The sequence below is a fragment of the Streptomyces sp. NPDC101191 genome, assembly GCF_044767915.1.
GTDB lineage: Bacteria > Actinomycetota > Actinomycetes > Streptomycetales > Streptomycetaceae > Streptomyces.
In genome coordinates this window covers 164,048-185,865 of record NZ_JBIWOU010000010.1, presented here as the reverse complement: position 1 = coordinate 185,865, position 21,818 = coordinate 164,048, and the positions used below count along the sequence as shown (strand labels likewise).

Sequence of the window (21,818 nt, the reverse complement as noted above, 5' to 3'; positions counted from 1 at the left end):
GGCCCGAAGTACGGCAGAATCATGTGCCATGGGGATAGTCGCCGGTCTGGACAGCTCTTCGGACTCCACTCGCATCGTCGTCTGTGATGCCGACACGGGTGCCGTACTGCGGCAGGGCCATGCCCCGCACCCGATCGAGCCCAAGTCCACGGACGTCGACCCGCAGGCCTGGCTGCTCTCCCTCGGGGAGGCCGCGACCGGCGGGCTGCTCGAAGGCGTGCAGGCCATCGGCGTGTCGGCGCAGGGACACGCGCTCGTGCCGCTCGACGCCCAGGGCGGTCTCGTCCGGCCCGCGCTCGTCGGCAACGACAAGCGCGCCCAGGTCGCCGCGGCCGACCTCGTCGAGGCCCTCGGCGGGCGGCAGGCGTGGGCCGAGGCGGTCGGGACCGTGCCGGCCGCCGGTCTGCCCGTCGCGAAGCTCCGCTGGCTCGCCCGGACCGAACCCGAGCACGCCCAGCGCGTCGCGATGATCCTCCAGCCGCACGACTGGCTGGTCTGGCAACTGCTCGGCCGTCCCGCGCGCCGCACCACCGACCGCGGCGCCGCCTCCGGCACCGGCTACTGGTCCGCGCGCAACGGCTCCTACCGGCCCGATCTCGTCGACCTCGCCCTGGGCCACCAGGCCGTGCTCCCCGAGGTGCTCGGGCCCGCCGAGGCGGCCGGCACCACCCCCGAGGGACTGCTGATCTCCGCCGGTACGGGAGAGACGATGGCGGCCGCCCTCGGACTCGGCCTCGGCGTCGGCGACGCCGTGGTCTCCCTGGGCGCCTCCGGCTCGGTCATGGCCGTCCACCACGAGGCGCTCGCCGACCCCGCCGGCATGATCACCGCCTTCGCCGACGCCGCCGGGATGCACCTCCCGGTCGTCCACACCGCGAACGCCGTCCGGGCCCTGCGCGGGACCGCCGAGATGCTCGGCGTCGAGTCCCTGGAGGAACTCTCCGCACTCGCCCTCAAGTCGACGCCCGGCTCCTCCGGGCTCGTCCTGCTGCCGTACCTCGAAGGCGAGCGCACCCCGCACCTGCCGCACACCGCCGGCACCCTCTCCGGCCTGCGCCGCGAGTCGATGAGGCCCGAGCACCTCGCCCGGGCCTCCTTCGAGGGCATGCTCTGCTCCCTCGCCGACGCCATGGAGGTGCTGCGCCGGCGGGGCGTCGAGGTGCGGCGGGTCTTCCTGCTCGGAGCCGCCGCCGGGCTGCCGGCGGTCCAGGCCATCGCACCCACCGTCTTCGGCGCGCAGGTCGTCGTCCCGCAGCCGGCCGACTACGCGGCGCTCGGCGCCGCCCGCCAGGCCGCCTGGGCGCTCGGGGTCTCGCAGGGCACGCTCTCCCCGTCCGCCCCCCCGGCCTGGCAGGGGGCCGCCGCCCAGGTGTTCGAGCCGGGCGAGGAGCTGGCCGTCGGCCAGGCCGTACGGCAGCAGTACGCGGCCACCCGGGACCAGATCCATCCCGGAGCGTTCACTTCCTGAGGCCCGGTCCGGCCCCGGCCCGCGGCGTCCGGGCCGGGGTTCGTAAAGACTTCCCCAGGGCCGGCGGCCCGCCCACAAAACGAGTCGTAACGTCTCGGGAACGCGGGCGATAGTAGGACCCGTGCTCATAAGACTTCTCCGGACCCACCTCAGGCCCTACAGGAAACCCATCGGACTGCTGGTGCTGCTGCAGCTGCTGCAGACCAGCGCCACCCTCTATCTGCCGACCCTGAACGCGGACATCATCGACAACGGTGTCGTGAACGGGGACACCGGCTACATCCTGCGGTTCGGCGCGCTGATGATCGGCGTGTCCGTGATCCAGGTCGTCTGCAACATCGGGGCCGTGTACTTCGGGGCGCGGACCGCCTCCGCGCTCGGGCGGGACGTCCGGGCCGCGGTCTTCGAGCGGGTGCAGTCCTTCTCGGCCCGGGAGGTCGGGCACTTCGGCGCTCCGTCGCTGATCACCCGGACGACCAACGACGTGCAGCAGGTCCAGATGCTGGTCCTGATGGCGTTCACGCTGATGGTCTCGGCGCCGATCATGTGCGTCGGCGGCATCGTCATGGCGCTCAGCCTGGACGTGCCGCTGTCGGCGGTGCTGATCGCGGTGGTGCCGGTGCTCGGCATCGCGGTCTCGCTGATCGTGCGGCGGATGCGGCCGCTGTTCCGGACCATGCAGACGCGGCTCGACACGGTGAACCGGGTGCTGCGCGAGCAGATCACCGGCAACCGGGTCATCCGCGCCTTCGTCCGGGACGACTACGAGCGCGAGCGCTTCAAGGGGTCCAACACCGAGCTGACCGACGTCTCGATGGCGACGGGCCGGCTGATGGCGCTGATGTTCCCGACCGTCATGACGGTCGTGAACGTGTCGTCGGTCGCCGTCGTCTGGTTCGGCGCGCACCGCATCGACAGCGGTGCCATGGAGATCGGCGCGCTGACGGCCTTCCTGGCGTACCTGATGCAGATCGTGATGGCCGTGATGATGGCCACCTTCATGTTCATGATGGTGCCGCGGGCCGAGGTGTGCGCCGAGCGCATCGAGGAGGTCCTGGCGACGGAGTCCAGCGTGGTGCCGCCGGCCGAGCCGGTGCGCGAGCTGGGCCGGCGCGGGCATCTGGAGGTCAGGAGCGCGGACTTCCGGTACCCGGGCGCGGAGGAGTCGGTCCTGCGGGACATCGAGCTGGTCGCCCGGCCGGGCGAGACCACCGCGATCATCGGCTCGACCGGCAGCGGCAAGTCGACGCTGCTCGGCCTGGTGCCGCGGCTGTTCGACGTGACCGACGGCCAGGTGCTCGTCGACGGGGTGGACGTGCGCAGCCTGGAGCCCGCCCTGATGGCGCGGACGGTCGGGCTCGTCCCGCAGAAGCCGTACCTGTTCTCGGGGACGGTCGCGACCAACCTGCGGTACGGGAACCCGGACGCGACCGACGAGGAGCTGTGGCACGCCCTGGAGGTGGCGCAGGCCAAGGACTTCGTCGCGAAGCTGGAGGGCGGGCTGAACGCCCCCATCGCCCAGGGCGGCACGAACGTGTCCGGCGGTCAGCGGCAGCGGCTCGCGATCGCCCGCACGCTGGTGCAGCAGCCGGAGATCTACCTCTTCGACGACTCCTTCTCCGCGCTCGACTACGAGACGGATGCCCTGCTACGGGCCGCCCTCTCCGACGAGACGGCCGACTCGACGGTGGTGATCGTCGCCCAGCGGGTGTCGACCATCCGCGACGCCGACCGGATCGTGGTCCTCGACGAGGGCCGGGTCGTCGGCACCGGGCGCCATCACGAGCTGATGGCGGAGAACGAGACGTACCGGGAGATCGTGCTCTCCCAGCTGACCGAGGCGGAGGCAGCCTGATGGCCGGTCCACGTATGCCGATGGCCGGAGGCGGCCCGGACTCGAAGTCGATGGACTTCAAGGGCTCCGGCAAGCGGCTGCTGAAGCAGCTGGCACCGGAGCGGAGCTCGCTCTGGCTGATGCTGGTCGCCGGTGTGCTGTCGGTGGCGGCCTCGGTGGTCGGGCCGAAGATCCTCGGCCGGGCGACCGACCTGGTCTTCGCCGGTGTGGTGGGGCGCCAGATGCCCGAGGGCGCCACGAAGCAGCAGGCCCTGGACGCGCTGCGGGCCAAGGGCGACGGCGGGATGGCGGACATGCTGGCCGGGGTGGACTTCATCCCGGGCCGGGGCATCGACTTCACGGCGGTCGGCGAGGTCCTCGGCCTGGTGCTGATCGTGTACGTGCTCGCGGGCCTGCTCATGCTGGTCTCGACGCGCATGTCCATCAAGGTGATCAACCGGACCGTCTACCGGATGCGCGAGGACGTCCAGGCGAAGCTGGCGCGCCTGCCCCTGTCGTACTTCGACAAGGCCAAGCGCGGCGAGGTGCTGTCGCGGGCGACCAACGACATCGACAACATCTCGCAGACCCTCCAGCAGTCGATGGGGCAGCTGATCAACTCGCTGCTCACGATCGTCGGCGTGCTCGCGATGATGTTCTGGATCTCCCCGCTGCTCGCCCTGGTGGCGCTGGTCACGGTGCCGCTGTCGGTGGTCGTGGCGACGAGGATCGGCAAGCGTTCGCAGCCGCACTTCGTGCAGCAGTGGAAGTCGACGGGCCGGCTCAACGCCCACGTCGAGGAGATGTACTCCGGGCACACGCTGGTGAAGGTCTTCGGCCGGCAGGAGGAGTCCGCGAAGGACTTCCACGAGCAGAACGAGGCGCTGTACGAGGCCGGGTTCAAGGCCCAGTTCAACAGCGGCGTGATGCAGCCGGTGATGTTCTTCGTCTCGAACCTGAACTACGTCCTCGTGGCCGTGGTCGGCGGTCTGCGGGTGGCGACCGGCAGCCTGTCGATCGGTGACGTGCAGGCGTTCATCCAGTACTCCCGCCAGTTCTCGATGCCGCTGACCCAGGTCGCCTCGATGGCGAACCTGGTGCAGTCGGGTGTCGCCTCCGCCGAGCGGATCTTCGAGCTGCTCGACGCGGAGGAGCAGGAGCCGGACGCACCGGCCGGCGAGCTGGGGGTGTCCCCGGCCGAGGCCTGGGCGACGAGCGAGCCGAAGGGCCGGGTCGCGCTGGAGGGGGTGGCCTTCCGCTACGAGGAGGACAAGCCGCTCATCGAGAACCTGTCGCTCGCCGTGGAGCCGGGGCACACGGTCGCGATCGTGGGCCCGACGGGCGCCGGCAAGACCACCTTGGTGAACCTGCTCATGCGCTTCTACGAGGTGACCGGCGGGCGGATCACCCTCGACGGGGTCGACATCGCCAGGATGCCCCGCGAGGAGCTGCGCTCCCGTATCGGCATGGTGCTGCAGGACACCTGGCTGTTCGGCGGCACCATCGCCGACAACATCGCCTACGGCGCGACGCGCGAGGTGAGCCGGGCGGAGGTCGAGGACGCGGCGAAGGCCGCGCACGCGGACCGCTTCATCCGCACCCTTCCCGAGGGCTACGACACGGTCATCGACGACGAGGGCGCGGGCGTCAGCGCCGGCGAGAAGCAGCTGATCACCATCGCGCGGGCGTTCCTGTCCGACCCGGTGATCCTGGTCCTCGACGAGGCGACCAGCTCGGTCGACACCCGCACCGAGGTGCTGATCCAGAAGGCGATGGCACGGCTCGCCCACGGGCGAACCTCGTTCGTGATCGCGCACCGGCTGTCCACCATCCGGGACGCGGACGTGATCCTGGTGATGGAGAACGGCTCGATCGTCGAACAGGGCACGCACGAGGAGCTGTTGGCCTCCGGCGGCGCCTACGCCCGGCTGTACGCGGCGCAGTTCGCGCAGGCCGTGGCCGAAGTGGACTGACAGGCGGCCTCGTCGCCGATCGGACACCGACGGACCCATGCCGCAGGATGTGCGGCATGGGTCTTCCGCTGAGCGGGGGTCACGGGGGGCCTGCCGGAGTACGCCGAGAAGCCCGGCTAGTCGAGGTAGCCGCGCAGCTGGTCCGCGTAGGCGTGGTCCCGCAGCTTGTTGAGGGTCTTGGACTCGATCTGGCGGATGCGTTCGCGTGTCACGCCGAAGAGCTGTCCGATCTCCTCCAGGGTGCGGGGCCGGCCGTCGTCGAGGCCGTAGCGCAGCTGGACGACCTTGCGTTCGCGTTCGCCGAGGGTGGAGAGCACGGCCTCCAGGTGTTCGCGGAGCAGCAGGAAGGCGGCGGACTCGACGGGTGACGCGGCGTCGCCGTCCTCGATGAGGTCGCCGAGGGCGACGTCCTCCTCCTCGCCGACGGGGGCGTGCAGCGAGACCGGCTCCTGGGCGAGCCGCAGCACCTCGCCGACCCGCTCGGGCGGGAGGTCGAGCTGGGCGGCGACCTCGTCGGCGGTGGGTTCGCAGCCGCGTTCCTGGAGCATCCGGCGCTGGACGCGGATGACGCGGTTGATGAGTTCGACGACGTGCACGGGGACGCGGATGGTCCGGGCCTGGTCGGCGAGGGCCCGGGACATGGCCTGGCGGATCCACCAGGTCGCGTAGGTGGAGAACTTGTAGCCGCGCGCGTAGTCGAACTTCTCCACGGCCCTGATGAGGCCGAGGTTGCCCTCCTGGACGAGGTCGAGCATGGTCAGGCCGCGGCCCACGTAGCGTTTGGCGACGGAGACGACGAGCCTCAGGTTCGCCTCGATCAGCTTGCGCTTGGCGATCCGGCCGAGCACCACGATCCGGTCCAGGTCGAGCGCCAGCCGGGTGTCCAGGCCGGGGGTGTTGGCGAGTTTCTCCTCGGCGAAGAGACCTGCCTCGACCCGCCGGGCGAGGTCGACCTCCTCCTCCGCGGTGAGCAGCGGGACCCGGCCTATCTCGCGCAGGTACTGGCGGAACAGATCGGACGAGGGCCCGTTGCCGCCGAGGTCGGCGCGCCGGCGCCGGTCGGGTACCTGCGGTGCTCCGGGCTCCGGCTCGTGCTCCGGCTCCGCTTGTTCCTCCACTACCACCAGCTCCACCGGCGAGGGCTCGGACAGGGCGAGGGTCTGGGTCTGGGTCTGCACGGGGGGCGACCTCCAGGGTGGGTGATCGCTGCCGGTTCGGGGGCGTACGGGCAGCGGGACGGCACCGTGACCCAGTGTGGGGTACGACACATCACCGCTACGAGGGGCGTGCGGTGACTTTTTGAGTCCGCCGCGTGACCGAACGTATGCCGGCCCGACGTCAGAGGGCCGCGGCCCCGTGGTTGCGCAGCGACTGGCCGTACTGGGTGAGCACCCACAGCTCGTTCTGGACGGCCGAGAGCTGGGCCGGGTCGCCGTGGGCGCCGAGGCGGGCCAGGGTGCCCTGGACGTCGCGGATACGGCGGTCGACGGCACGGAGGCGGACGGTGACGAGCTGGTCGCCCGCGTAGGCCTCGTCGACGTTCTTGGCGAAGATCGTCTCGACGGCGAGTTCGGTGACAAGGGCGCGCACGGTGTCGTCGGGCGCGGCCTCGCGGACCGCGTCGAGGTAGTCGGCGGGGGCACCGGTTGCGCCGCCGGCGTCCTGGACGCACTGGCGGACGGCCGCGTAGGGCGGGGCGGTGAACTCGTCGACCCCGTAGGCGTCGAAGGCCGGGGAGACCAGTTCGGGGCGCTGGAGGGCGAGTTTGAGGAGCTCGCGCTCGGTGCGGTGGGCGGGGCTGCGCAGATTGAGCGCGGGCCCGGCGGGGACGGTGGGCGCCTGGATCTGGCCGACGTCGTGGCGGCGCCGCTCGGGGCCGCCGGAGGCCTGGCCGCGGCCGCCGCGGTCGCGCTGCCAGCGGGCGATCTGGCCGACGCGCTGGACGACGAAGCGCTCGTCGAGGATGCCGACCATGCCCGCGAGCTGGACGGCGACCTCGTGCTGCGAGGCCAGGTTCTTGATCTTCGCGACGATCGGGGCGGCCTCGTCGAGGGCGGCGGCGCGGCCGGCCGGGGTCTCCAGGTCGTAGCGGGCGACGATCTGGCGCAGCGCGAACTCGAAGAGCGGGGTGCGGGGCTCGACCAGGTCGGCGACGGCCTCGTCGCCCTTGGCGAGGCGCAGCTCGCAGGGGTCCATGCCGTCGGGGGCGATGGCGATGTAGGTCTCGGCGGCGAACTTCTGGTCGTCCTCGAAGGCACGCAGGGCGGCCTTCTGGCCGGCGGCGTCGCCGTCGAAGGTGAAGATCACCCGGGCCGAGCCGTTGTCCATGAGGAGGCGGCGCAGGATCTTGATGTGGTCGCCGCCGAAGGCGGTGCCGCACGTGGCGATGGCGGTGGTGACACCGGCCAGGTGGCAGGCCATGACGTCGGTGTAGCCCTCGACGACGACGGCGCGGCTGACCTTGGCGATGTCCTTCTTGGCCAGGTCGATGCCGTAGAGCACCTGGGACTTCTTGTAGATCGGCGTCTCGGGCGTGTTGAGGTACTTGGGTCCGTTGTCGTCCTCGCGGAGCCTGCGCGCGCCGAAGCCGACGACGTCGCCGCCGACGTCCTTGATCGGCCACATGAGCCGGCCGCGGAAGCGGTCGATGGGGCCGCGGCGCCCGTCCTGGGAGAGGCCGGAGAGGATCAGTTCGCGGTCGGAGAAGCCCTTGCCGCGCAGGAAGCGGGTGAGGTGGTCCCAGCCGACCGGGGAGTAGCCGACGCCGAAGTGCTCGGCGGCCGCCTGGTCGAAGCCTCGCTCGGCGAGGAAGGTGCGGCCGATCTCGGCCTCGGCGGAGCCGAGTTGGTCGGCGTAGAACTGGGCGGCGATCTTGTGCGCCTCGACCAGGCGGGTGCGTTCGCCGCGCTGGTGGCCGGGGTTGTAGCCGCCTTCCTCGTAGCGCAGGGTGATGCCCGCCTTGGCGGCGAGGCGCTCGACCGTCTCCGAGAAGGAGAGGTGGTCGATCTTCATCACGAAGGCGATGGTGTCACCGCCCTCCTGGCAGCCGAAGCAGTGGAAGAGTCCCTTGCTCGGGCTGACCTGGAAGGAGGGCGACTTCTCGTCGTGGAAGGGACAGAGGCCCTTCAGGTTGCCGCCGCCCGCGTTGCGGAGCTGGAGGTACTCGGACACGACGGCGTCGATCGGGACCGCGTCCCGTACCGCCTTCACGTCATCGTCGTTGATCCTGCCTGCCACGCATGAATTCTACGGGGGTCGGGAAGCGGTCCAGGCTAGGGAATCAGGCTCTCCAGGGCGACGGACGGGTCCGCCAGGGCCTCGGGGTCCACCTGGGCCCGGGAGCGGATCAGCTTCTGGATGGGATCTGTGACGTCCCACACATTCACGTTCATGCCGGCGACGACCCGGCCCTCCTGCAGCCAGAAGGCGATGAACTCGCGCTTGCCGACGTCACCGCGGCAGATGACCTGGTCGTACGAGCCGGCCGGCGCCCAGCCCGAGTACTCCATGCCCAGGTCGTACTGGTCGGAGAAGAAGTACGGGATCCGGTCGTAGGACACGTGCTTGCCGAGCATGGCGCGGGCGGCCGCCGGGCCGCCGTTGAGCGCGTTGGCCCAGTGCTCGACGCGGATGCGCCGGCGCAGGGAGGGGTGGTGGGGGGCCGCGACGTCGCCCGCGGCGAAGATGTCCGGGTCGGAGGTGCGCAGCGCCTCGTCGACGGCGATGCCGCCGCCGTCGGCGCGGTCGACGAGGGCGAGGCCGGAGTTCTCGGCCAGGGCGGTGCGCGGGGCGGCGCCGATGGCGACGAGGACGGCGTGCGCGGGGTGCTCCTCGCCGTCGTCGGTGCGGGCGGCGAGGACCATGCCGTCCTGGCCGGTGATCTCGGTGAGCCGGGCGCCGAAGTGGAAGCGGACGCCGTGCTCGCTGTGCAGGTCGGAGAAGAGCTGCCCGAGTTCGGGGCCGAGGACCCGGTACAGGGGGGTGGGGTCGGCCTCGACGACGGTGACCTCGGCGCCGTACGAGCGGGCGGCCGCGGCGACCTCCAGGCCGATCCAGCCGGCTCCGGCGATCACCAGGTGCCCGTTGTCGCGGCCGAGGGTCTTGAGCTCGTCGCGCAGCCGCTCCGAGTGGGCGAGCCGGCGCAGGTGGTGGATGCCGGCGAGGTCGATGCCGGGGATGTCGAGGCGGCGGGGCTCGGCGCCGGTGGCGAGGAGCAGCTTGTCGTAGCGGATGACGGTGCCGTCGCCGAGGCGGACGGTGCGGGCCTCGCGGTCGACGGCGGTGACGGGCTGGCCGAGGTGCAGCTCGACGTCGTTCTGCGCGTACCAGGAGGCCTCGTGGACGAAGACGGAGTCCCGGTCCTCCTTCCCGAGCAGATAGCCCTTCGACAAGGGCGGCCGCTCGTAGGGGTGTTCGCGCTCGTCGCAGATGAGGATCACCCGCCCGTTGAACCCCTCGGAGCGGAGCGTCTCCGCCGCCTTGGCGCCGGCCAGGCCCCCGCCGACGATGACAAAGGTCTGATCTGCGTCGACCACGTTGATTCCTCCTCGTTGCGACCGGTTCCCTACGCTACGCCCCCTGGCCCCGCCCGGGCCGTACCGCCTCGGGGCGTGCATGCGAGGGTCCCGCACCGGCCGGGCCGGCGAAAGGGGGCGAACGTCCCGGGACGGGTCCGGAACGCCCGCGGGGACCCCGCCCCGCGAGCCCGGCAAGATCCGGAAGAGAGCCTAGACGCGCGGGGTGCGGAGCCGGGCGTGCAGGGCGCGGGCGGAGGCGTCGGTGAACGAGGCGATCTGGTCGACGATCACCCGCTTGCGGGAACGGTCGTCGGGCGCACCGGCGAACTGGGCGCGGAACTGGGGTTCGAGGCCCTCGGGGGCGCGGGCGGTCAGCGCCTCGGCGAGCTCGGCGAGGACGATGCGCTGGTCGGCGCGGAGCGCCTCCTGCTCGGCGCGCTGCATCACGTATCGGTCGGCGACGGCCTTGAGGACGGCGCACTCGTTGCGGGTCTCGCGGGGGACGACCAGCTCGGCGTCGTAGCGGGTGAGCCGGCCGGAGCCGAAGGCCTGGCGGGTGGCGCCCTCGGCGGCGAGGCAGAAGCGTCCGATGAGCTGGCTGGTGGCGTCCTTGAGGCGGGCCTGGGCGCCGGCGGAGCCGTCGTAGCCGTGCGGCCACCACTCCGCCCCGAGCAGCCGGTCGAGGGCGTCGGCGAGCTCCTGCGGGTCGGTGTCCTCCGGTACGTAGCGGCCGAGGGCGACGGCCCAGATGTCGGCGCGCTCGGGCTCGGCGAGCAGCATGTTGGGGTCGATGTGCCCGGCGTGCAGGCCGTCCTCGAAGTCGTGCACCGAGTAGGCCACGTCGTCGGACCAGTCCATGACCTGGGCCTCGAAGCACTTGCGGTGGGCGGGGGCGCCCTGCCGGATCCACGCGAAGACGGGCAGGTCGTCCTCGTACACGCCGAACTTGGGCGAGCCGGGGTCGGTGGGGTGGCCGCCACGGGTCCAGGGGTACTTGGTGGCGGCGTCGAGGGTGGCGCGGGTGAGGTTGAGGCCGACGCTGACCGGTTCGCCGGTGGCGGGGTCGGCGGTGAAGCGCTTGGGCTCGATCCGGGTGAGCAGGCGCAGCGACTGGGCGTTGCCCTCGAAGCCGCCGCAGTCCTTGGCGAAGTCGTTGAGCGCCTGCTCGCCGTTGTGCCCGAAGGGCGGGTGTCCCATGTCGTGGGCGAGGCACGCGGCCTCGACCAGGTCGGGGTCGCAGCCGAGGGCGGCGCCGAGCTCCCGGCCGACCTGGGCGCATTCGAGGGAGTGGGTGAGCCGGGTGCGGGGGCTGGCGTCCCAGGCGTGGCTGCGGGTGCCGGGCGTGACGACCTGGGTCTTGCCGGCGAGTCTGCGCAGCGCGGCGGAGTGCAGGACGCGGGCCCGGTCGCGCTGGAAGGCGGTGCGTCCGGGGCGTTTGTCGGGCTCGGCGGCCCAGCGCTCGGTGGCGGTCGTGTCGTAGCCGGGGGTGCCGTTGTCCGTGGGTTCGCTGATGCCTTCCATGCACCGAAGGTAACGGGCGGGACGGACAAGTGAGGCGAGGACGCGGTCCGGCACGCCCCGGACCCGCCGCCTCAGGGCCGGAACTCGTGTGCGTACAGGCCGCGTTCGCCCACCGCGACGAGGCCCCGGCCGTCGGGCAGCCAGGCGCAGTCGGTTAGCGGTGCCTCGGCCCGCACACCGGCGACGGTCCGTGCGGTGGCGGCGTCCCAGACCCGGAGCATGGCGCCGGCGGTGGCGATCCACGTGCCGTCCGGGGAGACGGACAAGCCGTGGACGGGGCCGTCGGGATCGGTGAAGGAGGAGAGCTCGGCGCCGGTGCGGGGGTCCCAGAGGGTGACGGTTCCGGTGGTGGAGGCGGTGAGGAGGCCGGTGCCGTCGGGGGTGACGGTGAGGGCGGTGAGCTTGTCGCCGGTGCGGATGTCGACCGGGCGGGAGGTGACGCGTCGACCGGGCCCGAGACCGGTCGCCCACACCCGGGACTCCTCGCCGTCCCCCTCGGGCAGCGCGCGGTGGCACAGGACGGCGAGCCAGGTGCCGTCGGGCGCGATCACGAGGGCACCGGCCCGGCCGGCGTCCTCTCCCGGACCCGGCAGGGAGGTGATCCGCCGGCTGTCCCACCAGTCCCACAGCTCGATCCTGTTGGCGGAGTCGGCGACGGCGAGCCAGGTGCCGTCCGGTGCGATCGCGAGAGCCCGCGCCAGAGCCGGACGCTCCGGGCGGAGTTCGGTGAAGGGGAGGTCCTGGGGCGTCTCCCGGAGCGTGATCCGCACCGAGTCGAAGCCGTCGCAGACGGCGTACCACCGGCCGTCCGGAGCGAAGGCGACCGGCCCGCGGTGGTCGCCGTGAGGGGACCCCAGCGGGGAGCTCCAGGTGTCACCGGCCGGGTCGCAGAGCCGGGTACGCCCGTCACCGTGCCCGACGGCGAGCCGCCGGCCGCCTTCGACGACCGTGACGGTCCGCATGATCCCGCCGTCGTCCTCCTCGGGCCGTCCGGAACCCCGCGTGTCCCAGACCCGGACCGTGCCGTCCTGTCCCGCGCTGATCAGCCGGTCGCCGTCGGGCATGAACGCGAGGGCGTGGACCCGGCCGGGGTGCCCGGTGAAGCGCGCCCGGCAGTCGAGGGTCCCGGCGTCCCAGACCGCGATCGTCCCCTGCTCGCACCCGCTGGCCAGCCACCTTCCGTCGGGGGACATCGCGACGGCGGTGCCCGGGCTGCCATGAGCCCTGACCCAGTGACGGCTCCCGAAGCTGTCCGCCTCGTCCGGGTCCCAGATCTCCAGATGCCCGGTCGAGTCGACGTACGCCAGGCGTCTGCCGTCCGGTGCGACGACGACGGCGTTCGCATGAGCCCCGGGCCCCCGGGCGACGGTCAGCGCCCCGGAAGCGTGGTCCATGAGGAGCCGCTCGGCGCCGTACGGCCCGCCGATCACGAGCCACGCGCCGTCCGGGGAGAACGCGACGGAGGTGTACCGGACGGGATCGAAACCACGACGGAGCTCGTCCAGCCACTCCCCCGTCGCGGCGTCCCACGTTTCCACGACGCCGTCGTCGGCGACCGTCACCAGCCGGGTACCGTCCGGGGAGAGCGCGAGGGCGCACAGCGAGGCCCCCTCGTCGCCGACCGGCCCGAGCCTCCTCGTCGGCGGCGTGGCCCGGTCCGGCGTCCAGAAGTGGACGGTGCGGCCCGCACCGGTGGCGATCAGCCTGCCGTCCGGGGTCGTCGCGAGGGCCCTGAAGCGGCCGGGTCCGCGCACGTCGACGGTGAGCCGCCCGCCGCTGTCCGGGTCCAGGCCCCGCGCCATCCCGTCCGCGCCGATGGTGACGAGGGAACCGTCAGCCGCGACCGCCACGGACGAGACGGGGGCGGTGTGACCGTGGAAGGTACGCAGCAGCGCCGGTTCCGGCAGGTCGGGCGGGGTGTTGCGGTTCCGCAGATGCGGGCCGACCGTCGCCGCGGCCACCGCGCGGCGTTCGGCGACCCGGTCACGCCACTGCGGCAGGGACTCCAGCCGCCCGTGCAACACGTGCGTCAGGAGCTCGGGCGGGTCGGTGGGCGTGAGGAGGTGGGCGGTGCGGGTGAGGTCGTCGGCCAGGCGTGCCGCCGTGCCGGTGGGGACGCCGGACAGGTCGGCCCACGGTGCCAGCGGTCCGCGCTGGTGCAGTCGCGCCTCGATCCAGCGCAGGTCGCCCGCCACGCGCTCGGCCTCGGCGGTCCGCCCGGCGGCGAGCAGGTGCTCGACGGCGTGGTCGAGGACGTAGCCCCGCAAGTCCTCGTGGACGTCCCAGGGCCGGGAGCCCATGGAGTCGGCAAGGCTGCCGTGCAGCGTCGTCGCGGCCTGCTCGCCCAACTCCGCGTAGAGGTAGTCGCGCAGCACGTCGTGGATCGTGATCCGGCCGCCGTGGTCGGGGGTGAGCGAGACCAGGGACAGCCGGTCGAGCTCGCCGCACAGGGCGCGCGTCCCGTCCTCGGTGAGGCCGCCGGTCGTCGCCCAGAGACGGGCGATCAGCGGTACGGGGATCGACTCGTCCTCGGCGAAGACGGCGAGTTCGGCGAGCCGTTGGGCGCCGTCCCGCGGCAGCAGGGACCTGGCCGCCTCCACGGTCGCCCGGACGGCCTGGGCGCGTCGTGCGGGATCGTCCAAATCGAGTGCGGCCGGGTCCGCGTCGACGGCGGCGGGTCCGTGCGCGGCGAGCGCGCGGAGCGCCTCGGCCGCCGTGTCCGCCGGATCGGCGCCGGTGGCGATCCGGCGGATGATGAGCCGGTTGGTGAGGCGCAGCAGGAGCGCCCAGCGGCCGGTGGCCTCCAGGAGGTCACGGACCAGCGCCTCGGGGAGCGCGGGCAGTTCCCGGGTGAGGACGGCGCGGGCCTGGGCGGGGGACATCTGGTCGACGCGGACCCGCTCGGTGCCGCGCGGCAGCGCGCCGGGAACGCGGGTGGTGACGAGCCGGACGCACCGGTCGCCGCCGCGCAGGAACGGGTCGAGCTGTTCGGCGTCCCAGACGTCGTCGAGGACGAGCAGGGTGCGGGGCCTGCGCTCCAGCAGCCGGCCGAGGTGGTCCCCGGCGAGGCCGGGGTCGTCGAAGGCGGTCGTGTCGCCGGTGACGAAGGCGGTGGCCGCGGCGACCTTCGCGGCGACCGCGGCCCGGCCGCGGACGTCCCGGCCGATCGTGACGACGTAGATCCGGCCGCGGAAGTGGCGGCGTACCCGGGGACTCGCCGCCACGGCCCGGGCGAGGACCGTCTTGCCGAAGCCTCCCGCCCCCTCCAGCGACGTGGTGATGGCCACCGCCCGGCCGCGGCCCCGGGTGCGGCACACGGCCTTGACCGTACGGGCCCGTTCGGCACGGTCGACCACCCAGTCGGGGACGGTCTCGGGAGGTGGCGGGGCCGGGTCGTCCACGGCCGTGCCGCCCCGCTCCTGCCGCCAGGCCATGACGACGGCGACGAGGACGCCGGCCGCCGCCAGCCCGGCCACCCACCACCAGGGCTGCTGCCGGATCCGGTCGAGGACTCCGGGCCAACGGCTGTCGGACGTCGCGGCGTTGGCCGCGAGCGAGGCCAGGACGGCCACGGCGGCCGCGAGCCCGGCGAGCGACGCGCCCCTTACGGCACCGCGCATGAGTCACCCCCCGTCCCGGCCGCACCGACGGCCCGACGATAACCAGGGGCCGGGCGGCGGGAAGGGTGTTTCGGCCAGGCGTGGCCCGCGTCACCGGAAGTGTCAGCAGACGGCGGCGAGTTCCCTCGGCGTGGCGGTGCGGGTCAGCGCCTCGTCGTAACGGTGCAGGACCAGGCGGGCCAGGGCCGGGTGGGCGCCGAGGGGGGCGGCGGCCAGCCAGGGGGCGTGGGCCGCGGCCCGGGCGGCGAAGAGGCCGGGGGCGGTGAAGCAGGAGGCGACGGCGACGCGGTGCCGGCCGCGGGCGGCGAGGGCGCGGACGGCCTCGGGGACGGTGGGTGCGGCGGCCGAGGTGTACGCGGGGACGACGGGCACTCCCCCGAGGCGTTCGCCGAGCTGGGCGGCGACCCGGCGGATGCCGGCGGCGGACTCGGGGTCGCGGGAGCCGGCGGAGGCGAGGACCACGCCGGTGGCGGGCGAGCGTCCGTCCTCGGGGGTCCAGCCGGCCTCGGCGAGCCGGTCGGCGAGGGCCTCGACGAGGAGCGGGTGCGGGCCGAGGGGTGCGGCGATCCGGGCCCGCGCGGCCGGGGCGGCGGCGACGGCCGCGGGCAGGTCGTGCTTGACGTGGTGGCCGGGGGCGAAGAGGAGGGGCACGAGAACGGCGCCGCCGCCCCCGTCCGCGAGGTCGGCCGCGGCGGCGAGTTCGGCGAGGGTGTCGGTGAGGAGCGGGCCGTTCAGTTCGATGTGGGCGAGGCGCACGTCGAGTCCGGGGCGCAGTTCGCGCACCCGGTCGAGCAGCCGCCGGAGGGCGGCGGCGGCGCGCGGGTCGCGGCTGCCGTGGCCGACGGCCACGAGCGTCGGCGTGGTGCGGGGGCGGTTCATCGCAGAGGGCTCCGGGGGCGGCGCGAAGGCGGTGCCGGTTTCGTCGGTTCCTTCGCCGTGCTTCGCCTCGTGGCAGGTCGGCGGATGCAGCCGGCTCAGCCGCAGGCCTGCCCGGCTCCCGATGCGGCCGAGCAGGTCCGCGGCGCTGCTGTCACACGTGAGGTCCGGCTCCTGCGTCGTCATGCGCCGATCCTGCCGGGGCCAGGTTGCCGCCCCGTTTCGCACGGGTCACGGGTGTTTGCCGTGGCCTCACGGCGGTCGGAGCGGCGGGTGTCAGGCGTCCAGCCAGACCCGCAGCGCCCCGATCGCCTCGAAGCCCTCGGCCAGGGCCGCGTCGAGGTCGTCGCCCGACTCGTAGCCGACGACGGGGAGGCCGGGATCGGCCGCGGCGAGGGCGCCGGCCCAGGCGTAGGCGGCGGGGACGCCGTCGGCCGTGAACAGGTTGGAGACGCCGGTGACGCCGGCGGACTCGGTGAGGACGGCACCGCCGAGGATCCGGCCGTCGACCGCGTGCCCGGCGACGATCGTGGTCGACGGGTCGGCGAGGAGTCCGGGACGGAAGAGCTCCGCCTCGTCGGCGTCGCCGCCACTCCAGGCGAGGGCCCAGGCGGCGAGTTCTGCGGGCGTGCGGACCACGCGGTGGCCTGCGGTGACCGGAGGGGTGGGGAGGCCGGCCGGGCGATGGATCCAGCGGGCCTCGAAGAGCAGCCGGAAGCCCTCGGCGGCCAGGTCGAGGCGGGCGTGGCTGTCCTTGACGGAGGCGCCGGGGGCCGACCGGTCGACGCCGGCGAGGACGTCCCGCGTCCCGGCGTCCTCGGTGAGGCTGACGGCGTCCGGGTAGTAGAGCGGGGTGCGCCGCGCGTTGGTCCAGGCGCGGGGGCCGAAGGAGCCGGGGAGGCCGTGAGCGCGGCACATGGTGTCGCACCAGTCGGCGTTGTTGCGGACGGCGGCCGCGAGGGGGGAGGCGTCGGTGATCACCGAGGGATCGTACGGATGTCCCACCCGTTCCCTCCCCTCTTTTTTCGTTCCGAATCACGGAATATCTTTTCCACTATGAGAATGTCCCCCGCGCCGCTCCCCCGGCGCGTCCTCGCCGAGTTCACCGGCACCGCCGCCCTCGTCGCCGTCATCGTCGGTTCCGGAATCCGCGCCGACTCCCTCAGTCAGGACATCGGAGTCCGGCTGCTCGCCAACGCCGCCGCCTCCGCCATCGGGCTCGGCCTGCTCATCGCCCTCATCGGCCCGCTGTCCGGCGCCCACTTCAACCCCGTCGTCACCCTCTCCGAGTGGTGGTCCCGCCGCTCCCGGGAGAGCGGACGCGACGCCGTCGCCTACATCGGCGCCCAGCTCGGCGGCGCCGTCGCGGGCGCGCTGCTGGCCGAGGCGATGTTCGGGCGCGCGCCCGGCGCCGCCCTCGCCACCGAGCGGCGGGCCGAGCTGCACCTGCTACTGGGCGAGGCCGTCGCCACCGCCGGACTCGTCCTCGTCGTCCAGGGCCTGCGCCGCATCGGGCGTCCCACGCTCGCCCCGGTCGCCGTCGCCGGGTACATCGGCGCGGCCATCTGGTTCACCTCCTCCGGCTCCTTCGCCAATCCGGCGGCCACCCTCGGCCGCGCCTTCTCGGACTCGTTCACCGGAATCGCCCCGGGCTCGGTGCCCGCCTTCGCCGCCGCGCAGCTCCTCGGCATGCTGCTCGGCATGGGCCTCTCCGCACTGCTGTACGGAGCGGATCAGGCCCCGGGCGAACCGAAGCCCGCCGAATAGCGTCGGACGGAGTGACCACTCCTTCCCGACCAACGGAGGTCCACCCGATGCGCGGCGTCCGCCTGCCCCGCCTCCCCCGCACCACCCGGGGCCGCCGCCGCGCCGTCCAGGCCCTCGTGCTGGGCGGCGTGCTCGCCCTCACGCCCGCCACCTGGATGCACCTGGGCACCGCGGACCGGCTCCGCACCACGGCCGACGTGCCCGCCCAGGACGTCGCCGTCGTGTTCGGGGCCGGCCTCTGGAAGGGCCGCCCCACCCCGTACCTGGCGCACCGCCTCGACGCCGCCGCCGAGCTCTACCGCACCGGCAAGGTGAAGGTCCTGCTCGTCACCGGCGACAACAGCCGCACCGAGTACGACGAGCCCAGCGCCATGCGGAAGTACCTCGCCCAGCGCGGGGTGCCCGACGGAAGGGTCGTCAGCGACTACGCGGGCTTCGACACCTGGGACTCCTGCGTCCGCGCCAAGAAGATCTTCGGCGTGGACCGGGCCGTCCTCGTCACCCAGGACTTCCACATCAAGCGCGCCGTCGCCCTGTGCGGGGCGGCGGGCGTGGAGTCGTACGGCGTGGGGGTCGGCGAACCCCACGACGCCACCTGGTACTACGGCACCACCCGCGAGCTCGCGGCCGCCGGGAAGGCGGCGCTCGACGCCGCCCTGCGCCCCGACCCGCACTTCCTCGGCTCCCGTGAGGACGGCGTCACGAAGGCCCTGGCCTCACCCGTCGCGGCCCGGTGACCTGAGCGCATGGCACCGCGCCCGTAATCCGGCGCGACCCCGCCCGTAACACGCCCGTCGCATCCTCGGGTCATGTCAGAGGTCACCACCGTTCCCACGCACTGTCCCTACTGCGCCCTCCAGTGCGGCATGAACCTGCGCGCCGGGGAGACCGGGGAACTCCCCGTCGAGGTGGTCGACCGGCCCGACTTCCCCGTCAACCGGGGCGCGCTGTGCGGCAAGGGCCGCACCGCCCCGGCCGTACTCTCCTCCCGGGTCAGGCTCACCCAGCCCCTGGTCCGTTGCCCTGACACCGGGGCGCTGCGGCCCGCCGCCTGGGAGGAGGCACTCGCCGCCGTCGCCGACGGGCTGCGCCGGACCCGCGCCGACCACGGATCCGATGCCGTGGGGGTCTTCGGCGGCGGCGGCCTCACCAACGAGAAGGCGTACGCGCTGGGCAAGTTCGCCCGGCTCGTGCTCGGCACCTCGCAGATCGACTACAACGGGCGCTTCTGCATGTCCTCCGCCGCGGCCGCCCACCAGCGGGCCTTCGGGCTCGACCGGGGGCTCCCCTTCCCCCTGGAGGACATCCCGAGGACCGGGTGCGTGATCCTGGTCGGCTCCAACCTCGCCGAGACCATGCCGCCCGCCCTGCGCTACCTGACCGAGCTGAAGGAGAACGGCGGCAGGCTGATCGTCGTCGACCCGCGCCGCACCCGCACCGCCGAGCAGGCCGACCTCCACCTCGCCCCGCGCCCCGGCACCGACCTGGCGCTCGCCCTCGGCATGCTCCACCTCGTCGTCGCCGAAGGCCGGGTCGACGAGGACTTCGTCCGCGAGCGGACCTCGGGCTGGGAGGGCGCCCGGGCCGCGGCGATGGCCCACTGGCCCGAGCACGTCGAGCGGATCACCGGCGTCGCCGTGCCGCAGCTGCGCGAGGCGGTGCGGATGTTCGGCGAGGCCGCGACCGGCATGGTGCTCACGGCCCGCGGCCCCGAGCAGCAGTCCAAGGGCACCGACACCGTCGGCGCCTGGATCAACCTGTGCCTCGCCACCGGCAAGGCCGGCCGGCCGCTCAGCGGCTACGGCTGCCTCACCGGCCAGGGCAACGGGCAGGGCGGCCGCGAGCACGGCCAGAAGGCCGACCAGCTGCCCGGCTACCGCAAGCTCGACGACCCCGCCGCCCGCGCGCACGTCGCCGGCGTGTGGGGCGTCGACCCCGACACCCTGCCCGGCCCGGGGCGCAGCGCGTACGAGCTCCTCGACGCCCTGGGCGGCGAGGTGCGGGCCCTGCTCCTCATGGGCTCCAACCCGGTCGTGTCGGCCCCGCGCGCCGCGCACGTCGAGGAGCGGATCCGCTCCCTGGACTTCCTGGCCGTCGCCGACGTCGTCCTCTCCGAGACCGCCGAACTCGCCGACGTGGTCCTGCCGGTGACCCAGTGGGCCGAGGAGACCGGCACCACCACCAACCTGGAGGGCAGGGTGCTGCTGCGCCGCAGGGCCCTCACCCCGCCGCCCGGCGTCCGCAGCGACCTGGAGGTGCTGCACGGGCTCGCGGCCCTGCTCGGCCGGGAGAAGGGCTTCCCGACCGACCCCGAGGAGGTCTTCGAGGAGCTGCGGCGCGCCTCGGCGGGCGGCCCGGCCGACTACGCGGGGATCAGCTACCGCCGGATCGAGGAGGAGCAGGGCGTGTTCTGGCCCTGCGCCGACGAGGCCGACGCCGGTACGCCGCGGCTCTTCCTCGACCGGTTCGCGACACCCGACGGGCGGGCCAGGTTCGTGCCGGTCGTGCACCGGGCGGCGGCGGAGGAGACCGACACCGAGTACCCGGTGGTCCTGACGACCGGGCGGGTCGTCTCGCAGTACCAGTCGGGCGCGCAGACCCGGCGGGTGGCCGAGCTGAACGCGGCCGCGCCGGGCCCCTTCGTGGAGCTGCACCCCCGGCTCGCCGAGCGGATCGGGGTCGCGGACGGCGAGCCCGTCGCGGTGGTGTCGCGGCGCGGCCGGGCGGTGGCGCCGGCCCGGGTGACGTCCGCGATCCGCCCCGACACGGTCTTCATGCCCTTCCACTGGCCGGGCGAGGGCCGGGCCAACACCCTGACGAACGCGGCGCTCGACCCGGTCTCGCGGATGCCGGAGTTCAAGGTGTGCGCGGTGCGCCTGGAGCGCGCCGGGAACGCGGCGGCAGGGTCCGGCCGGCTCTGATCCACCGGGCCGGGCCCCAGGTGGCGGGGTCGGGACCAGGCCGGGTCCGCGGTGTCCGATCCCGGGTCAGGCCGGGCCCGCGGTGTGCGCCTCCGGGGCAGGCCGGGCCCCGGTGTCCGCTCCCGGATCAGGCCGCACGCGAAAAGACTCGGCTGCCGGGTCAGGCCGGGCCCCGGTGTCCGCCTCCAGGTCAGGCCGGGCCCGCGGTGTGCGCCTCCGGGGCAGGCCGGGCCTCGGTGTCCGATCCCGGGTCAGGCCGGGGCCCCGGTGTCCGCTCCCGGATCAGGCCGCACGCGAAAAGACGCGGCTCCCGGATCAGGCCGGATGCGGAAAGACGCGACTTCCGGATCAGGCCCGACCGGAAAGACGCGGGCTAAGGCCGGCTGAACCAGTCGCCGCTCTCGATGACCGGGCCGAGGGGCGCGTCCGGCGCCGCCAGGAACACCCAGGCGGACACCCGCGCCCCGTCCCGGTCGCGGACGACGTCCATCGCCACCCGCTCGTACCCGGCGGGCAGCTCCAGCCGGTCCAGCAGGGCGAACAGCTCGCCGTACGCGCCGGGTGCGGGCGTCAGCAGGGTGCCCACCACCCGGCCCCCCTCCGCCGGGACGACGTACGGATAGCCGGGCCCGTCGTGCAGCACCGCGCCCGACAGCACGGCGTCCGCCTCGGTGCCGATCCGGCCCGCGAGGAACCGGTCGTGGTTGTACGCGCCCGGGCGCAGCGTCCCGTAGACGAAGAACGGGCGCTCGTCGTCCACCGGGCCCTCGATCGCCGGGACCGCCGCGGTCTCCTGCTCGACCCAGCGGGCGTAGTCCGCGCCGGCCCGGGTCACCCGGGTGGCGAGGACCTCGGGCGTCTCGTAGTCGTGGGAGGCGAGGAGGTACGCCTCCAGGGCCGGGAAGCGTGCCTCCGTGGTCTTGAACTCGACCTGCCACTCCTCGGCGGTCTCGATCGCGCCCCGCCAGTGGTAGACGGAGGTGAGCGGCCCCGAGACCTGCGCGCAGGCGGCCAGCCGGGCCTCGACGGCGCCGCGCCCCAGGGCCTCGGCCTTGGCGCGCGCGTCGATGGTGGTGCGGACGGTGACGATCACGCCTCCACCGTACGGGCGGACGGGGCCGCGTGCAGCCGGGCGTACGCCCCTCCGGCGGTGAGGAGTTCCTCGTGGAGTCGGCGGTCGAGCCCCCACCGCGTGACGGACCGCGGCCGGGGCGGGCGCCCGGCGCGTGCGGCGGCACCGACCGGGACGGGCACCGTGCCGAGGACGATCAGGGCGAGCAGCGGCGAGATCCAGCACATCACCGCGGCCACGCCGACCGCC

The 21,818-nt window shown here is 73.8% G+C and carries 15 protein-coding genes; 6 read left to right on the top strand and 9 right to left on the bottom strand.

Annotation, left to right across the window (positions count from 1 at the left end; all coding sequences use genetic code 11):
- Positions 1 to 28 precede the first annotated feature (28 nt).
- The 3 genes from ACIRQF_RS32535 to ACIRQF_RS32525 all read left to right on the top strand — a co-directional run bounded on the left by ACIRQF_RS32535 (position 29) and on the right by ACIRQF_RS32525 (position 5,275).
- On the top strand, positions 29 to 1,468 hold the full coding sequence (locus ACIRQF_RS32535) for an FGGY family carbohydrate kinase (protein WP_404097807.1): 1,440 nt from the start codon (positions 29 to 31) through the stop codon (positions 1,466 to 1,468).
- Between the two features lie 121 nt (positions 1,469 to 1,589).
- Complete coding sequence (locus ACIRQF_RS32530; RefSeq protein ID WP_376630179.1) at positions 1,590 to 3,323, top strand: ABC transporter ATP-binding protein; 1,734 nt, start codon at positions 1,590 to 1,592, stop codon at positions 3,321 to 3,323.
- Positions 3,323 to 5,275, top strand: a complete 1,953-nt coding sequence (locus tag ACIRQF_RS32525) for an ABC transporter ATP-binding protein (RefSeq protein ID WP_382479903.1) — start codon at positions 3,323 to 3,325, stop codon at positions 5,273 to 5,275. The genes ACIRQF_RS32530 and ACIRQF_RS32525 overlap by 1 nt, the downstream gene beginning before the upstream one ends.
- Positions 5,276 to 5,391: 116 nt before the next feature.
- On the opposite strand, the gene ACIRQF_RS32520 is transcribed toward ACIRQF_RS32525, so the two are convergent.
- From ACIRQF_RS32520 to ACIRQF_RS32490, 7 genes are all read right to left on the bottom strand, one after another.
- Entirely contained in the window at positions 5,392 to 6,507 is a 1,116-nt protein-coding gene (locus tag ACIRQF_RS32520) for an RNA polymerase sigma factor (protein WP_376630673.1), read from the bottom strand.
- 106 nt (positions 6,508 to 6,613) lie between these two features.
- On the bottom strand, positions 6,614 to 8,512 hold the full coding sequence (gene dnaG / locus ACIRQF_RS32515; protein WP_376630183.1) for a DNA primase: 1,899 nt from the start codon (positions 8,510 to 8,512) through the stop codon (positions 6,614 to 6,616).
- A 35-nt stretch (positions 8,513 to 8,547) separates the two neighbouring features.
- Positions 8,548 to 9,810: an NAD(P)/FAD-dependent oxidoreductase gene (locus tag ACIRQF_RS32510; RefSeq protein ID WP_403526715.1), complete on the bottom strand. Its 1,263-nt coding sequence runs from the start codon at positions 9,808 to 9,810 to the stop codon at positions 8,548 to 8,550.
- A 192-nt stretch (positions 9,811 to 10,002) separates the two neighbouring features.
- On the bottom strand, positions 10,003 to 11,313 hold the full coding sequence (locus ACIRQF_RS32505) for a deoxyguanosinetriphosphate triphosphohydrolase (RefSeq protein WP_404097802.1): 1,311 nt from the start codon (positions 11,311 to 11,313) through the stop codon (positions 10,003 to 10,005).
- Positions 11,314 to 11,384: 71 nt separating this feature from the next.
- Positions 11,385 to 14,933: an NB-ARC domain-containing protein gene (locus ACIRQF_RS32500; RefSeq protein ID WP_404097799.1), complete on the bottom strand. Its 3,549-nt coding sequence runs from the start codon at positions 14,931 to 14,933 to the stop codon at positions 11,385 to 11,387.
- Between the two features lie 102 nt (positions 14,934 to 15,035).
- Entirely contained in the window at positions 15,036 to 15,995 is a 960-nt protein-coding gene (locus ACIRQF_RS32495) for a sirohydrochlorin chelatase (RefSeq protein WP_404097796.1), read from the bottom strand.
- A 90-nt stretch (positions 15,996 to 16,085) separates the two neighbouring features.
- Complete coding sequence (locus ACIRQF_RS32490; protein WP_404097793.1) at positions 16,086 to 16,790, bottom strand: hypothetical protein; 705 nt, start codon at positions 16,788 to 16,790, stop codon at positions 16,086 to 16,088.
- A 75-nt stretch (positions 16,791 to 16,865) separates the two neighbouring features.
- Between ACIRQF_RS32490 and ACIRQF_RS32485 the strand changes: the two genes are divergently transcribed.
- The 3 genes from ACIRQF_RS32485 (at position 16,866) to ACIRQF_RS32475 (ending at position 20,497) form a co-directional block, all read left to right on the top strand.
- Positions 16,866 to 17,576 (top strand): aquaporin, encoded by a 711-nt coding sequence (locus ACIRQF_RS32485; RefSeq protein WP_382479891.1) that lies wholly within the window; start codon positions 16,866 to 16,868, stop codon positions 17,574 to 17,576.
- A 47-nt stretch (positions 17,577 to 17,623) separates the two neighbouring features.
- The gene (locus ACIRQF_RS32480; RefSeq protein WP_404097913.1) at positions 17,624 to 18,313 is read left to right on the top strand and encodes a vancomycin high temperature exclusion protein; all 690 of its coding nucleotides are present in this window, start codon (positions 17,624 to 17,626) and stop codon (positions 18,311 to 18,313) included.
- 72 nt (positions 18,314 to 18,385) lie between these two features.
- The gene (locus ACIRQF_RS32475; protein ID WP_404097791.1) at positions 18,386 to 20,497 is read left to right on the top strand and encodes a molybdopterin oxidoreductase family protein; all 2,112 of its coding nucleotides are present in this window, start codon (positions 18,386 to 18,388) and stop codon (positions 20,495 to 20,497) included.
- Between the two features lie 373 nt (positions 20,498 to 20,870).
- Here the strand turns inward: ACIRQF_RS32475 and cutA are convergent, their stop codons facing one another.
- A complete protein-coding gene (cutA, locus tag ACIRQF_RS32470) occupies positions 20,871 to 21,590 on the bottom strand; it encodes a divalent cation tolerance protein CutA (protein ID WP_376630199.1) in 720 nt (239 codons plus the stop codon).
- The gene (locus tag ACIRQF_RS32465; protein ID WP_404097788.1) at positions 21,587 to 21,808 is read right to left on the bottom strand and encodes a hypothetical protein; all 222 of its coding nucleotides are present in this window, start codon (positions 21,806 to 21,808) and stop codon (positions 21,587 to 21,589) included. The genes cutA and ACIRQF_RS32465 overlap by 4 nt, the downstream gene beginning before the upstream one ends.
- Between the last annotated feature and the right edge of the window lie 10 nt (positions 21,809 to 21,818).

Excerpts from the sequence above, each read along its gene's own strand:
- ACIRQF_RS32535 (WP_404097807.1), top strand. The coding sequence starts at position 29 with ATGGGGATAGTCGCCGGTCTGGACAGCTCTTCGGACTCCACTCGCATC.
- ACIRQF_RS32525 (WP_382479903.1), top strand. The coding sequence starts at position 3,323 with ATGGCCGGTCCACGTATGCCGATGGCCGGAGGCGGCCCGGACTCGAAG.
- ACIRQF_RS32505 (WP_404097802.1), bottom strand. The coding sequence starts at position 11,313 with ATGGAAGGCATCAGCGAACCCACGGACAACGGCACCCCCGGCTACGAC.
- ACIRQF_RS32500 (WP_404097799.1), bottom strand. The coding sequence starts at position 14,933 with ATGCGCGGTGCCGTAAGGGGCGCGTCGCTCGCCGGGCTCGCGGCCGCC.
- ACIRQF_RS32495 (WP_404097796.1), bottom strand. The coding sequence starts at position 15,995 with ATGACGACGCAGGAGCCGGACCTCACGTGTGACAGCAGCGCCGCGGAC.
- ACIRQF_RS32485 (WP_382479891.1), top strand. The coding sequence starts at position 16,866 with ATGAGAATGTCCCCCGCGCCGCTCCCCCGGCGCGTCCTCGCCGAGTTC.
- ACIRQF_RS32480 (WP_404097913.1), top strand. The coding sequence starts at position 17,624 with ATGCGCGGCGTCCGCCTGCCCCGCCTCCCCCGCACCACCCGGGGCCGC.
- ACIRQF_RS32475 (WP_404097791.1), top strand. The coding sequence starts at position 18,386 with ATGTCAGAGGTCACCACCGTTCCCACGCACTGTCCCTACTGCGCCCTC.